Source organism: Streptomyces sp. NPDC052020, from assembly GCF_040680575.1.
Classification (GTDB): Bacteria; Actinomycetota; Actinomycetes; order Streptomycetales; family Streptomycetaceae; genus Streptomyces.
In genome coordinates this window covers 231,955-245,846 of the sequence record NZ_JBFAWY010000003.1, presented here as the reverse complement: position 1 = coordinate 245,846, position 13,892 = coordinate 231,955, and the positions used below count along the sequence as shown (strand labels likewise).

The following is a 13,892-nucleotide window of genomic DNA, read 5'->3' as shown; positions in this document are numbered from 1 at the left end:
GCGCCTTCGGAGGTGTCCTGGGCGCGGAGCTTCCACGTGCCGACCATGGGCGAGGCGCCGGCGTCGACCGTGTAGAGCTTCCGGAGGGTGCCGCCGGTCTCGGTCTCGGACGTCGACTTGAGGGGGTAGGTCTTGCCGTCCGGGGCGACCAGGCTGAGCTCCAGGTCACCGAGCCACTCGTGGGTGGCGTCCACGTACACCCGGAGTGTCCGCGGGGCGTTGCCGGTGATCCCGCTGACGGTGATCGGCGAGTCCGCGGTGCCCGGGTCGGGGACGGTGTGCGCGGTCTGGTTCTCGTACGCGGTGGGGAGCGTCAGCGACCAGCCGGTGAGGGTGCCGGTGGCGCCTTCGGAGGTGTCCTGGGCGCGGAGCTTCCACGTGCCGACCATGGGCGAGGCGCCGGCGTCGACCGTGTAGAGCTTCCGGAGGGTGCCGCCGGCCTCGGTCTCGGACGCCGACTTGAGGGGGTAGGTCTTGCCGTCCGGGGCGACCAGGCTGAGCTCCAGGTCACCGAGCCACTCGTGGGTGGCCGCCACGTACACCGGAAGCGCCTTCGGGGCGTTGCCGGTGAACCCGCCGCCGACGGTGATCGGCGACTCCACGACACCGGCGTCGGGGATGGCGTGGCCGGCCTGGTTCTCGTGCGAGGGGAACGTCAACGACCAGGAGTCGAGGGTGCCTTCGGCGCCCGCGGACTTGTCCTGCACCAGGAGCCTCCACGTGCCCTCGGCCGGGGACGCGCCGGCGTCGACCGTGTAGGTCTTGCCCAGGGTGCCGCCGGTCTCGGTCTCGGACGTCGGCTTGAGGGCGTACGTCTTGCCGTTCGGGTCGACCAGGTCGATCTGCACCTCGGCGAGCCATTCGTGCGTGAGGGCCACGCCGACCTGGAGCGCCCCGGGAGCGTTGCCGGGGATCCCGCTCACCTTGATCGGCGACTCCACGGTGCCGGGGTCCGGAACGGCGTAGTCCGTGTCGTTGACGATCGTGGACGGACGGGGCTTGGCGGCCGGCTCGGGCTCGGGCTGCGTCGCGCCGACGGCTTGGGCGAGGTTGATGCGGGGGGTGGTGGTTCCGGCTTCGTCGGTGATGGGGGTGCCGGTGGTGGCGAGGAGGGAGGTGAGGCTGGTGATGTTTTCGGTGGGGTAGGTCTGGCGGAGGGTGGCGAGGGCGCCGGTGACGTGGGGAGCGGCCATGGAGGTGCCGCTTTTCGCGTCGTAGCCGCTCAGGACGGAGGAGACGATGCCGGTGCCGGGGGCGAGGAGGTCGAGGAGGGGGCCGTGGTTGGAGAAGGAGGAGATTTCGTCGTCGTCGGTGGTGGAGCCGATGGTGAGGGCGGAGGGGACGCAGGCGGGGGCGTTGACGGCGGTGGGAAGGCCGTTGTTGCCCGCGGCGACGACGGTGGCGACGCCTGCTTCGAGGAGTTTGTCGATGGCGGTTTTGCGGGCGTCTTTGGTGCAGGCGGATGTGTAGCTGGCTGATCCGAGGCTGAGGTTGGCGGCGATGACGGGGGTGCCGGCCTGTCGGAGTTGCCAGATTTTTTCGAGGGCTGCGATCTGGGCGCTGGTGAAGCTGCGGATGCAGGGGTTGGTGCCGTTGGTGCAGTACTTGGTGGAGTCGAGTTTGCTGAAGACCTGGATGGCGATGATGTCGGCTTCGGGGGCGACGCCGGTGGCGGGGGCGCCGTTGAGGCCGGTGCCGTTGCCGGCGGCGATGCCGGCGACGTGGGTGCCGTGGTCGCAGCCGTCGAGGGTGGCGCAGGCTCCGGTGGCGGAGTTGGCGGCGCCGGTGCCTTCTTGCTGGGGGGTGCCGTTGGGGCAGAGGCTGGTGGCGCCGTAGGCGGTGTCGATGGGGGAGTAGCAGGCTTCGGTGACGACGCGGCCCTTGAGGAAGGGGTGGTTGGTGGCGACGCCGGTGTCGATGATGGCGATGGTGCTGCCCTTGCCGGTCTTGCCGGCCTTGATGGCGTGGTCGGCGCCGATGACGGGGATGCTCTCGTCGAGGGTGGGGGCGGCGGGGACGTCTTCGGTGACGCTGATGACGCCGTCCTGGGCGGCGAGTTCGTCCAGTCCGGCGCGGTCGACTCTGAGGGTGACGATGGGCAGGGTCTGGAAGGTCTGGAGGGTGCGGCCGGTGCTGGCGGCGCTGGAGAGGTCGTCGCGGGTTTCGGTGACGACGTTGACGCGGATGGTGTCCCCGCCGGCGGTGGCGTCGTAGAGGGGCGGGTCGACCGGGTCGGTTTCCGTCGCGGTCGCCGCGGGGTCGTTCTCGGCGGTGGTCGTGGTGGCGGCGTGGGCGGGGATCGCGCCGAGGGCCGCGGTCAGCACGGTGGCGACGACCGTCGTCCATATCCGTATGGGTCTTTTCATGTCTCTCTCGGAAGGTGAGCGGGCATGACGGAGCATGCGGGGAAATAAAACGGGAAACGGCGAAACGGCGAAACGTGTCTGCCCGCGGGCATCACGCACTCGGCGTATTCCGTCGGAAGCCGTAGGGGAAAGCGGCGGCGATGCCGGCCGCAGCGGCGATGAGAGACGGGTCCGCTGATCGACGCACACATTAGGCGGCCGCGATCACACCCGCAAGACCCTCATGAACGGAACAGGTAATTCCGATTCTTGCGCCCGGTTGCGGCGGCAAAAGCGGCCAGCGCTCACTCGCGGCCCCGGAAGCGACCTCTCATCTCGCCGCCCCTCGGCGTGAGAGCAACGTTCCCTTCCGGTCACCCACCGCCACAGGGCCGAAACGCGCCCTCCCTAGCTTCGGAATCCAGTCGAGCTCCGGAGCACCGTGGAGGCGTCATGACAGCCCCGAGCACAGCGCCCGCATCCCCGGCCAGGGGTGGCCGCTGGATCCAGCACTGGGACCCCGAGGACGAGACGTTCTGGAAGGAGACGGGGGAGAAGGTCGCCCGGCGCAACCTGCTCTTCTCCGTGCTGTCCGAGCACATCGGGTTCTCGGTGTGGACCCTGTGGTCCGTCCTGGTGCTCTTCATGGGCCCGGAGTACGGGCTGACCCCGGCCGACAAGTTCCTGCTCACCTCGATGGTCACGCTGGTCGGCGCGGTCGTGCGGGTGCCCTACACCTTCGCCATCGCCGTCTTCGGCGGCCGGAACTGGACGGTGATCTCGGCCGCGCTCCTCCTCGTGCCCACCGTCGCGGCCTTCACGGTGATGGAACCCGGCACCTCCTTCTCCACCTTCCTCCTCGTCGGCCTCCTCGCGGGCATCGGCGGCGGCAACTTCGCCTCCTCCATGACCAACATCAACGCCTTCTTCCCGCTCCGGAAGAAGGGCTGGGCCCTCGGTTTGAACGCCGGCGGCGGCAACATCGGCGTGCCCGTCATCCAGCTCGCCGCCCTCGCGATCATCGGGGCGGGCGGCGGCCCGCGCGTGCTGCTCGGTATCTACATCCCGCTCGTCGTCGTCGCCGCGGCCCTCGCCTGGCTCCGCATGGACAACATCGCGTCCGTCAAGAACGACACCGGGGCCGCCAAGGACGCCGCGCGGGACGCCCACACCTGGATCATGGCGTTCATCTACGTCGGCACGTTCGGCTCGTTCATCGGCTACAGCTTCGCCTTCGGGCAGGTCCTCCAGAACCAGTTCGGCCGTACGCCCCTGGAGGCCGCCTACGTCACCTTCATCGGCCCGCTGCTCGGCTCGCTGATCCGGCCGCTGGGCGGCTCGCTCGCCGACCGGTACGGCGGGGCCCGGATCACGCTGTGGAACTTCGTCGCCATGGCCGTGGCCACCGCGGTCCTCGTCGCCGCCGCCATGCGGGAGTCGCTCGGGCTGTTCACCGTCGCGTTCGTGGTGCTGTTCGTGCTCAGCGGGCTCGGCAACGGCTCCACGTTCAAGATGATCCCGGGCATCTTCCAGCGCAAAGCCCTCGCCCAGGGCCTCACGGGAGAGGACGCGGCCCGCTACGGACGCCGGCTCTCCGGTGCCTCCATGGGCCTGATCGGGGCGGTCGGCGCGCTCGGCGGCGTGGGCATCAACCTCGCCTTCCGGCAGTCGTTCCTCTCCTACGGCTCCGGCACCGGCGCCTTCGTCGCCTTCCTCGTCTTCTACGCCGCCTGCTTCGCCGTGACCTGGGCCGTATACCTTCGCCGCCCGGCCGCCAAGGGCGGCGCCACCCCGGCCGGGACCGCGGGGAAGCCGGAGTTGAGCTACGCCGAAGTGTGACGTAACACGGGGGACATGGATCCGATCCGAGCCTGTCACGAGCCGTTGACAGGCTCGTGCGACACCTGAGCGTGGATGAGCGAAGCGGGACGAGAGCCATGGACGACGAACAGCAGCGACCCGACCACGGCCCCCTGGCCGGCTTCACCGTAGGGGTGACCGCCGCCCGCCGGGCCGACGAACTGGGGGCCCTCCTCCAGCGGCGCGGAGCCGCAGTCCTGCACGCCCCCGCCCTGCGGATCGTGCCCCTCGCCGACGACAGCGAACTCCTCGCGGCGACCAAGCAGCTCATCGACCAGGCGCCCGACGTCGTCGTGGCCACCACCGCGATCGGGTTCCGGGGCTGGGTCGAGGCCGCCGACGGCTGGGGGCTGGGCGAGGCCCTGCTGGACCGGCTGCGGTCCGTGGAACTGCTGGCGCGCGGCCCCAAGGTCAAGGGCGCGGTGCGGGCCGCCGGGCTGACCGAGGAGTGGTCGCCGTCGTCCGAGTCCATGGCCGAGGTGCTCGACCGGCTGCTGGAGGAGGGCGTCGACGGCCGCCGGATCGCCCTCCAGCTGCACGGCGAGCCGCTGCCCGGGTTCGTGGAGGCGCTGCGGGCGGGCGGCGCCGAGGTCGTCGGGGTGCCGGTCTACCGGTGGCTGCCGCCGGAGGACCTCGGCCCCGTCGACCGGCTGCTCGACGCCGCCGTCTCCCGTGGCGTGGACGCCCTGACCTTCACCAGCGCGCCCGCCGCCGCGTCCCTGCTGAACCGCGCCGAGGAGCGCGGCCTGCTGCCCGCGCTGCTCACCGCCCTCGACCACGACGTCCTGCCGGCCTGCGTCGGCCCGGTCACCGCGGTGCCGCTCCAGGCGCGCGGCGTGGACACCGTCCAGCCCGAACGGTTCCGCCTCGGCCCCCTCGTCCAGCTGCTGTGCCAGGAACTCCCGGCCCGCGCGCGGGCGTTGCCCATCGCCGGGCACCGGCTGGAGATCCGCGGGCACGCCGCGCTGGTCGACGGCGAGCTCAGGCCCGTACCCCCGGCCGGGATGGCGCTGCTGCGGGCCCTGTCCCGGCGGCCCGGCTGGGTCGTGCCCCGCGCGGAGCTGCTGCGCGCGCTGCCGGGCGCCGGGCGCGACGAGCACGCGGTGGAGACGGCGATGGCCCGGCTGCGCACGGCCCTCGGGGCACCCAAGCTGATCCAGACCGTCGTCAAGCGCGGCTACCGGCTGGCGCTGGACCCGGCCGCCGACGCCAAGTACGCCGACGCCTGAGGCGGACCGCCCGCCGCGCGAGAGGGGTTACGGGCCCGGGAGCGGGCAGGCACTGTAGAGGGAGCGGTTCGGTTCCCCGGCTCCCGCTGCCCTTCCTTGCCGGCTCCTCACCGGGGTGACCTTAGGCGGTGACAGGCACATGGCACTGGGTTCGGCCACGGCCCCGTACGAGCTGCGGTTCGGCACCGGGCGGATCTGCCTGGACCTCCTCGCCACCGCCCACCCCGCCGAACGGCTCGACTCCACCGCGGTCCTGCGCGCCTGGATCACCGGCTCCGGACTGGTCCCGCCCGGCACCTGCCTGGCCCACGCGGACGCCTCCTGGCCGGCCGCCTTCCGCGAACTGCGCGCACAGCTCGGCCCGTTGCTGCGCGGCCGGGCCGCCCCCGGCACCGAGCCCTGCGACCGCGCCCTGGCCCGCGTGAACGACCTGGCCCGCTGCGCGCCCCCGGCCCCCCGCGCGGTCCGCGGCGACGACGGCACGCTGATACGGCAGCTGGCGCAGCCGCCCGACCGGGAGGCGCTGCTCGGCGCGATCGCCCGGGACGCCGTGGACCTGCTCACCGACCCCGTGGCACGGGCGTGCCTGCGGCAGTGCGAGGGCGACAACTGCCCCATCGTCTACCTGGACACCTCCCGGGGACGCCGCAGGCGCTGGTGCTCCAGCGAGGTCTGCGGCAACCGCGAACGCGTCGCCCGCCACCGCCGCCGCGTCGCCCTCGCCCGCGCCTAGAGCCGCCCTCGCCCGCGTCTTTGAACGCGCCCTCCCCGGCGCGGCACGACGGCGGCGCACGGCGGCCGGGACCCCGCCGGCCGGTCCCGCGCGCGCCGCCTGCGACGCCCCGCCCCCGGCGGGAAGCGGCCCGTCGGGGGCCACGCGTAGCCTCCACGGCCCCCCTTCGCGTACGGTTGACGGCTGCCCAGCACGTCAGAAGGGGGCCCGGTGGCCGCACAGGCGCAACAGGAATCGGCGGTCGACTCGGTACCGGACGGCCACGACTCCGTCCGCGAGCGAGAGATCCGTATCGAACAGGAACACCTGGACCGGGTGTACCACCGCCTCGAGGAGAAGATCCACGAGGCCGAGTTCCTGATGAACGACGCGGCCCGGCGCGGCCAGGTCGGCACACCCGGCGCGCTCGCCGAACGCGACGCCCAGGTCTTCCGCGCGGGCATCCACCTCAACCGCCTGCACAACGAGTACGAGGACTTCCTCTTCGGCCGTATCGACCTGCTGCGCGGCAAGGACGGCAAGAAGGGCCCCGACGGCGCGTACACCGCCGTGGAACCGGCCGAGGGGGCCGTGCGCGAGGACGGCACGGCCGACATCGCCGAGACCCTCCACATCGGCCGCATGGGCGTCCTGGACGAGGACTACTCCCCGCTGGTCATCGACTGGCGGGCCCCCGCCGCCGCGCCCTTCTACCGCTCCACCCCCGTCGACCCCGGGCGGGTGGTGCGCCGCCGCGTCATCCGCTCCAAGGGGCGGCGGGTCCTCGGCGTCGAGGACGACCTGATGCGCCCCGAGCTGACGGCGCGCCTGGACGGCCGCGAGCTGGCCGTCATCGGCGACGGCGCGCTGATGGCCGCCCTCGGCCGGTCCCGCGGCCACACCATGCGGGACATCGTCGCCTCCATCCAGGCCGAGCAGGACCTGGTCATCCGCGCCCCCGCCGCCTCCGTGACGTACGTCGAGGGCGGCCCCGGCACCGGCAAGACCGCCGTCGCCCTGCACCGCGCGGCCTACCTGCTCTACCAGGACCGGCGCCGTTACGCGGGCGGCATCCTGATCGTCTCCCCGACCCCGCTCCTGGTCGCCTACACCGAGGGCGTGCTGCCCTCCCTCGGCGAGGAGGGCCAGGTCGCCATCCGCGCCATGGGCGCCCTGGTCGACGGGGTGGAGGCGACGCTGTACGACTCCCCGTCCGCGGCCCGGGTCAAGGGCTCCTCCCGCATGCTGAAGGTGCTGCGCAAGGCCGCGCGCGGAGCCCTGGAGCACAACGGTTCGCCGGACCGGCTGCGCGTCGTCGCCTTCGGCCGCCGGATCGAACTGGAGGCCGAGGAGCTGGCGGAGATCCGCCGCACCGCGCTCGGCGGCACCGCCCCGGTGAACCTGCTGCGCCCCCGCGCCCGCAAGCTGCTGCTGGACGCGCTGTGGGCCAAGTCCGGCGCCGCCGCCCGCCACACCGACCCCGAGCTCGCCGCCGAGCTGCGCTCCTCCTTCGACGAGGACGTCACCGGGGAGGACGCCTTCATCGCGTTCCTGGACGCCTGGTGGCCCGAGCTGACCCCACGGGGAGTGCTGGCGGCCATGGCGGACGACAAGCGGCTGGGCCGCTGGTCCCGGCGGGTCCTCAACCCCGGCGAGGTGCGCAAGGTCGCCCGCTCGCTCCAGCGGGACGGGTACTCCGTGCACGACATCGCGCTGCTGGACGAGCTCCAGGCGATCCTCGGCGCCCCCGCCCGCCCCCGCCGCAAGCGCGAGATCGACCCGCTCGACCAGCTCACCGGCCTGGAGGAGCTGATGCCGGCGCGCGAGGAGACCCAGCGGGAGCGGGCCGAGCGGCTGGCGCAGGAGCGCGTCGAGTACGCGCACGTCATCGTCGACGAGGCCCAGGACCTCACGCCGATGCAGTGGCGGATGGTGGGCCGGCGCGGCCGGCACGCCACCTGGACGATCGTCGGCGACCCGGCCCAGTCCTCCTGGTCCGACCCCGACGAGGCCGCCGCGGCCCGCGACGAGGCCGTCGGCAGCCGCCCGCCCGGCTCCCACCACCGCCCTTCCAGGGCGGGCGCTTCGGGCCTGCCCTCCCGCGGCCGCCGCTTCCGCCTCACCGTGAACTACCGCAACCCCGCCGAGATCGCCGACCTGGCCTCCCGGGTGCTCGCCCTCGCCATGCCCGGCTCCGAACCGCCGTCCGCGGTGCGCTCCACCGGTGTGGAGCCCCGCTTCACGGTCGCGGGCGACTCGCTCGCGCGGACCGTCCGCGAGGAGGCCGCGCGGCTGCTGGAGCGCGTCGACGGCACGGTCGGCGTCGTCGTGGCCATGAACCGCCGCGAGGAGGCCCGGCGCTGGCTGGCGGGGCTCGGGGACCGGGTGGTGGCGCTCGGCAGCCTGGAGGCCAAGGGCCTGGAGTACGACGCGACGCTCGTCGTCTCCCCGGCCGAGATCGCCGACGAGTCGCCGGCCGGCCTGCGGGTGCTCTACGTCGCCCTGACCCGCGCCACCCAGCAGCTCACGGTCGTCTCGGGACAGCGGGACGAGCCCGACGAGGCCGGGGTGCCGGACCTGCTGCGGGACTGAGATCCGGCGGGGTCGCCCGGGAGGGAATGGCTTACCGGATCCGTTTGTTAGCCTGGATGTGACACCGGCCCGATCCAAGCCCCCGGGCCCAACCTTCGTCGCTACGAGCGACCACTTGCCGCGAGGCGAGCATGGCGGGTCGGTGTCGCTTACGTGAGAGAGGCCCACGTCACCGCGTGTGACGTGGGTCTCTTTCTTTGTCTCCTTGATTCTCGTATGGTGGAAGTCACTTTCCGAAAACGGCACCCTGGCCGAACGGCACGCGAACAAAACGTTCGCAATCCGGGGCGGCTACCACGTACTGCGGGGTAGGTGCGACGATCGGACGGCACAACTTCGCGACACGGTGAAAGCAGAGGAAGTCGGCCATGGCAACGGCGCCCAGCGTCTCCTACTCGATGACCATCCGGCTGGAGGTGCCCGCGAGCGGAACCGCCGTCTCGCAGCTCACCACCGCCGTGGAGTCCTCCGGAGGCTCGGTGACCGGCCTCGACGTCACCGCGTCCGGGCACGAGAAGCTCCGGATCGACGTCACGATCGCGGCCACCTCCACCGCGCACGCCGACGAGATCGTGGAGCAGCTCCGCGGCATCGAGGGCGTCACGCTGGGCAAGGTCTCCGACCGTACGTTCCTGATGCACCTCGGCGGCAAGATCGAGATGGCGTCGAAGCACCCCATCCGCAACCGTGACGACCTGTCCATGGTCTACACGCCGGGTGTGGCCCGCGTCTGCATGGCGATCGCCGAGAACCCCGAGGACGCCCGCCGCCTGACCATCAAGCGCAACTCCGTCGCCGTCGTCACGGACGGCTCCGCGGTGCTGGGCCTGGGCAACATCGGCCCGAAGGCCGCCCTGCCGGTCATGGAGGGCAAGGCGGCCCTGTTCAAGCGGTTCGCCGGGATCGACGCCTGGCCGATCTGCCTGGACACCCAGGACACCGACGCCATCGTCGAGATCGTCAAGGCGATCGCCCCGGGCTTCGCCGGCATCAACCTGGAGGACATCTCCGCGCCGCGCTGCTTCGAGATCGAGGCCCGCCTGCGCGAGGCCCTCGACATCCCGGTCTTCCACGACGACCAGCACGGCACCGCCATCGTCGTCCTCGCCGCCCTGACCAACGCCCTGCGCGTCGTCGACAAGGGCATCGACAGCGTCCGGGTGGTCATGTCCGGCGCCGGCGCCGCCGGTACGGCCATCCTGAAGCTGCTGCTGGCCGCGGGCGTGAAGAACGCCGTCGTGGCCGACATCCACGGCGTGGTGCACGCCGGCCGCGAGGACCTCGTCGACGCCGCCCCGCAGTCGGCGCTGCGCTGGATCGCCGACAACACCAACCCCGAGGGCCTGACGGGCACGCTGAAGGAGGCCGTGCGCGGCGCCGACGTGTTCATCGGCGTCTCGGCCCCCAACGTCCTCGACGGCGACGACGTGGCCGCCATGGCCGACGGCGCCGTGGTGTTCGCGCTCGCGAACCCCGACCCCGAGGTCGACCCGGCAATCGCCCGCCAGACCGCGGCGGTTGTCGCCACCGGCCGCTCCGACTTCCCCAACCAGATCAACAACGTGCTGGTGTTCCCGGGTGTCTTCCGCGGTCTGCTGGACGCCCAGTCCCGCACGGTCAACACCGAGATGATGCTGGCCGCCGCGAAGGCGCTGGCGGACGTGGTGACCGAGGACGAGCTGAACCCGAACTACATCATCCCCAGCGTCTTCAACGACAAGGTCGCGGGGGCCGTCGCGGGCGCCGTGCGCCAGGCGGCCAAGGCCGTGGGAGCGACGGCCTCGTAGGATCACGGACACGGGCCCCCACCGCGACCGCCCGGTGCTGTGAGCATCGCCACGGGGGCCCGTGGTACCGGCGCGTCGCGGAACGCGGAGCCCCGGGCCGCCCTCTAAGGTGTCGGCCAGGCTCCGGCCCGCTCTTCGTGTGACTCCCAAGAGTGTTCTCACGACTCCTGCGGGTGCCGGATTGGCTTTCCCGCCGCAGGTAGAGGCAGGATGCCTCCCTGGGCGCGAGGGTCTGACGTCGGACCCGGGTCCGGGGACTCACCGGGGACCCTGGCAGCATCGGCTTCGCCGTGCCCGACATGCGGCCCAGCCGCGTGGCACGCCTCAACGGCAAGAAACATACGGGAGTAACAACATGAACCGCAGTGAGCTGGTGGCCGCGCTGGCCGACCGCGCCGAGGTGACCCGCAAGGACGCCGACGCGGTGCTGGCCGCGTTCGCCGACGTCGTCGGCGACATCGTCGCCAAGGGCGACGAGAAGGTCACCATTCCCGGCTTCCTCACCTTCGAGCGCACCCACCGTGCCGCTCGCACCGCTCGCAACCCGCAGACCGGTGAGCCGATCCAGATCCCGGCCGGCTACAGCGTGAAGGTCTCCGCGGGCTCCAAGCTCAAGGAAGCCGCCAAGGGCAAGTGACCTTGCCGTCCGTACGCCACGGGACGGCGTACGGGCACCAGGGACGCCGACGGGGCGGTCACCCTCCAGGGGGTGGCCGCCCCGTCCTTCTGCTCTCCAGGGGCCGTGGGCGGCCCCGTACGGTCCCACAGGGCCCTTGTGCGGCGCCGTACGGCCCCCGCGGGCACGGGGGCGCGCACGGTCCTCGCGGCCGGTGAACGCCGCGCGAGGACCGCGCGCCCGGCCCGTCAGCCGAGCGCCTTGCCCGGCAGTTCCACCTTCGCCCCGAGCTCCACGAGCTTGTCCATGAAGTTCTCGTAGCCGCGGTTGATGAGCTCGATGCCGTGCACCCGGGAGGTGCCCTGGGCGGCGAGGGCGGCGATGAGGTAGGAGAAACCGCCGCGCAGGTCCGGGATGACCAGGTCGGCGCCCTCCAGCCTGGTCGGGCCCGACACGACGGCGGAGTGCAGGAAGTTGCGCTGGCCGAAGCGGCAGTGGGAGCCGCCGAGGCACTCGCGGTAGAGCTGGATGTGGGCGCCCATCTGGTTCAGCGCGGAGGTGAAGCCGAGGCGGGACTCGTAGACCGTCTCGTGGATGATCGACAGCCCCGTGGCCTGCGTGAGCGCCACCACCAGCGGCTGCTGCCAGTCGGTCTGGAAGCCGGGGTGCACGTCCGTCTCCAGGGCGATGGACTTCAGCTGCCCGCCCGGGTGCCAGAAGCGGATGCCCTCGTCGTCGATCTCGAAGGCGCCGCCCACCTTCCGGTAGGTGTTCAGGAACGTCATCATCGAGCGCTGCTGGGCGCCGCGGACGTAGATGTTCCCCTCGGTCGCCAGGGCCGCGGAGGCCCAGGAGGCGGCCTCCAGGCGGTCCGGCAGGGCCCGGTGGGCGTAGCCGCCGAGCTTGTCCACACCGGTGATGCGGATCGTGCGGTCGGTGTCCATCGCGATGATCGCGCCCATTTTCTGCAACACGCAGATCAGGTCCTCGATCTCCGGCTCGACGGCCGCGTTGGACAGCTCCGTGACGCCCTCGGCGAGTACGGCCGTCAGCAGCACCTGCTCGGTCGCTCCGACGGACGGGTAGGGCAGCCGGATCTTGGTGCCGCGCAGCCGCTGCGGGGCCTCCAGGTACTGGCCGTCCGCCCGCTTCTCGATCTTCGCGCCGAACTGGCGCAGCACGTCGAAGTGGAAGTCGATGGGCCGGCCGCCGATGTCGCAGCCGCCCAGGCCGGGGATGAACGCGTGCCCGAGACGGTGCAGCAGCGGGCCGCAGAACAGGATCGGGATGCGGCTCGATCCCGCGTGGGCGTCGATGTCGGCGACGTTCGCGCTCTCCACGCGGGTCGGGTCGAGGACCAGCTCGCCCGGCTCCTCGCCCGGACGGACCGTCACCCCGTGCAGCTGGAGCAGCCCGCGGACGACCCGCACGTCGCGGATGTCCGGGACGTTGCGCAGTCTGCTCGGCGCACTGCCCAGCAGGGCGGCGACCATGGCCTTCGGCACGAGGTTCTTCGCACCGCGGACCCGGATCTCGCCCTCCAGCGGGGTTCCGCCGTGGACAAGCAGTACGTCATCAGAGCCGTTGACGGTCATGAATCTCGCGTTCCGTGGAGTGGGGCAGGGGCACAGGAGGGAAAGGGTAATCGCCTTCGGGACCCCTGCCGTAAGCCCGCCGACCCCCGCACCGCGTCATGACTGTGCCACAACACGAACCGTTCCCCCGTGGGCACATGGGGTCACGGACGCGGGCGCGCGAGCGGGGGCGCGCCGACCCGCTCCGAGCTGCCTTCACTCCCCTGCCCCCGATTGCCTCCCCACGGACGGGGAAGATGCGGGATCATGTCTGCCATGACCGAGGTGTCCTCGCTCACAGGGCGGTTGCTCGTGGCCACGCCCGCCCTGGCGGACCCGAACTTCGACCGTGCGGTGGTGCTCCTTCTCGACCACGACGAGGAGGGCTCCCTCGGCGTCGTCCTCAACCGCCCGACGCCGGTCGGCGTGGGCGACATCCTGGAGGGCTGGGCGGACCTCGCCGGCGAACCCGGCGTCGTCTTCCAGGGCGGCCCGGTCTCCCTCGACTCCGCCCTCGGCGTCGCCGTGGTCCCCGGCGGCGACAGCGGGGAGGCCGCCCCGCTGGGCTGGCGCCGGGTGCACGGCGCGATCGGCCTGGTGGACCTGGAGGCCCCGCCCGAGCTGCTGGCCTCGGCGGTCGGATCGCTGCGGATCTTCGCCGGGTACGCCGGCTGGGGCCCCGGCCAGCTGGAGGACGAACTGGTGGAGGGCGCCTGGTACGTCGTGGAGTCGGAGCCCGGCGACGTGTCCTCCCCGGCGCCCGAGCGGCTGTGGCGCGAGGTCCTGCGCCGCCAGCGCAGCGAACTGGCGATGGTGGCGACGTACCCGGACGACCCATCGCTCAACTGATCCGTGTGACCTTCAGTACCCTGGCTTTCATGAGCACTCTCGAGCCCGAGCGCGGGACAGGTACGGGGACCCTCGTAGAGCCGACGCCGCAGACCTCCCATGGCGACGGCGATCACGAGCGCTTCGCCCACTACGTCCAGAAGGACAAGATCATGGCGAGCGCCCTCGACGGCACCCCCGTCGTGGCGCTGTGCGGCAAGGTCTGGGTACCGGGCCGCGATCCCAAGAAGTACCCCGTGTGCCCCATGTGCAAGGAGATCTACGACTCCATGGGCGCCGGCGGGGACGAGGGCAAGGGCGGCGACAAGAAGTAGGCGACACGAGGCGG

The 13,892-nt window shown here is 72.2% G+C and carries 10 protein-coding genes; 8 read left to right on the top strand and 2 right to left on the bottom strand.

Annotated features, from left to right (window positions below; genetic code table 11):
- Nucleotides 1-2,366: proprotein convertase P-domain-containing protein (locus AB0L74_RS04440; RefSeq protein ID WP_365645445.1), on the bottom strand; the 2,366-nt coding region annotated here is incomplete at its 3' end.
- Nucleotides 2,367-2,798: 432 nt separating this feature from the next.
- On the opposite strand from AB0L74_RS04440, the gene AB0L74_RS04435 reads away from it, so the two are divergent.
- The 6 genes from AB0L74_RS04435 (at nucleotide 2,799) to AB0L74_RS04410 (ending at nucleotide 11,162) form a co-directional block, all read left to right on the top strand.
- On the top strand, nucleotides 2,799-4,184 hold the full coding sequence (locus tag AB0L74_RS04435; protein ID WP_365645443.1) for a nitrate/nitrite transporter: 1,386 nt from the start codon (nucleotides 2,799-2,801) through the stop codon (nucleotides 4,182-4,184).
- Between the two features lie 98 nt (nucleotides 4,185-4,282).
- Entirely contained in the window at nucleotides 4,283-5,434 is a 1,152-nt protein-coding gene (locus AB0L74_RS04430; RefSeq protein WP_365645441.1) for a uroporphyrinogen-III synthase, read from the top strand.
- A gap of 139 nt (nucleotides 5,435-5,573) precedes the next feature.
- Entirely contained in the window at nucleotides 5,574-6,167 is a 594-nt protein-coding gene (locus AB0L74_RS04425; RefSeq protein ID WP_365645439.1) for a CGNR zinc finger domain-containing protein, read from the top strand.
- Between the two features lie 210 nt (nucleotides 6,168-6,377).
- Nucleotides 6,378-8,738, top strand: coding sequence for a UvrD-helicase domain-containing protein (locus tag AB0L74_RS04420; protein ID WP_365645437.1), 2,361 nt, complete (start codon nucleotides 6,378-6,380; stop codon nucleotides 8,736-8,738).
- A 368-nt stretch (nucleotides 8,739-9,106) separates the two neighbouring features.
- Nucleotides 9,107-10,525, top strand: coding sequence for an NAD-dependent malic enzyme (locus AB0L74_RS04415; RefSeq protein ID WP_365645436.1), 1,419 nt, complete (start codon nucleotides 9,107-9,109; stop codon nucleotides 10,523-10,525).
- Between the two features lie 355 nt (nucleotides 10,526-10,880).
- The gene (locus AB0L74_RS04410) at nucleotides 10,881-11,162 is read left to right on the top strand and encodes an HU family DNA-binding protein (protein WP_029382097.1); all 282 of its coding nucleotides are present in this window, start codon (nucleotides 10,881-10,883) and stop codon (nucleotides 11,160-11,162) included.
- A 227-nt stretch (nucleotides 11,163-11,389) separates the two neighbouring features.
- On the opposite strand, the gene murA is transcribed toward AB0L74_RS04410, so the two are convergent.
- On the bottom strand, nucleotides 11,390-12,736 hold the full coding sequence (murA, locus tag AB0L74_RS04405; RefSeq protein ID WP_365645434.1) for a UDP-N-acetylglucosamine 1-carboxyvinyltransferase: 1,347 nt from the start codon (nucleotides 12,734-12,736) through the stop codon (nucleotides 11,390-11,392).
- Nucleotides 12,737-12,991: 255 nt separating this feature from the next.
- On the opposite strand from murA, the gene AB0L74_RS04400 reads away from it, so the two are divergent.
- Nucleotides 12,992-13,564 (top strand): YqgE/AlgH family protein, encoded by a 573-nt coding sequence (locus tag AB0L74_RS04400; protein ID WP_365645432.1) that lies wholly within the window; start codon nucleotides 12,992-12,994, stop codon nucleotides 13,562-13,564.
- A 29-nt stretch (nucleotides 13,565-13,593) separates the two neighbouring features.
- The gene (locus AB0L74_RS04395) at nucleotides 13,594-13,878 is read left to right on the top strand and encodes a DUF3039 domain-containing protein (RefSeq protein ID WP_365645430.1); all 285 of its coding nucleotides are present in this window, start codon (nucleotides 13,594-13,596) and stop codon (nucleotides 13,876-13,878) included.
- Nucleotides 13,879-13,892 lie beyond the last annotated feature (14 nt).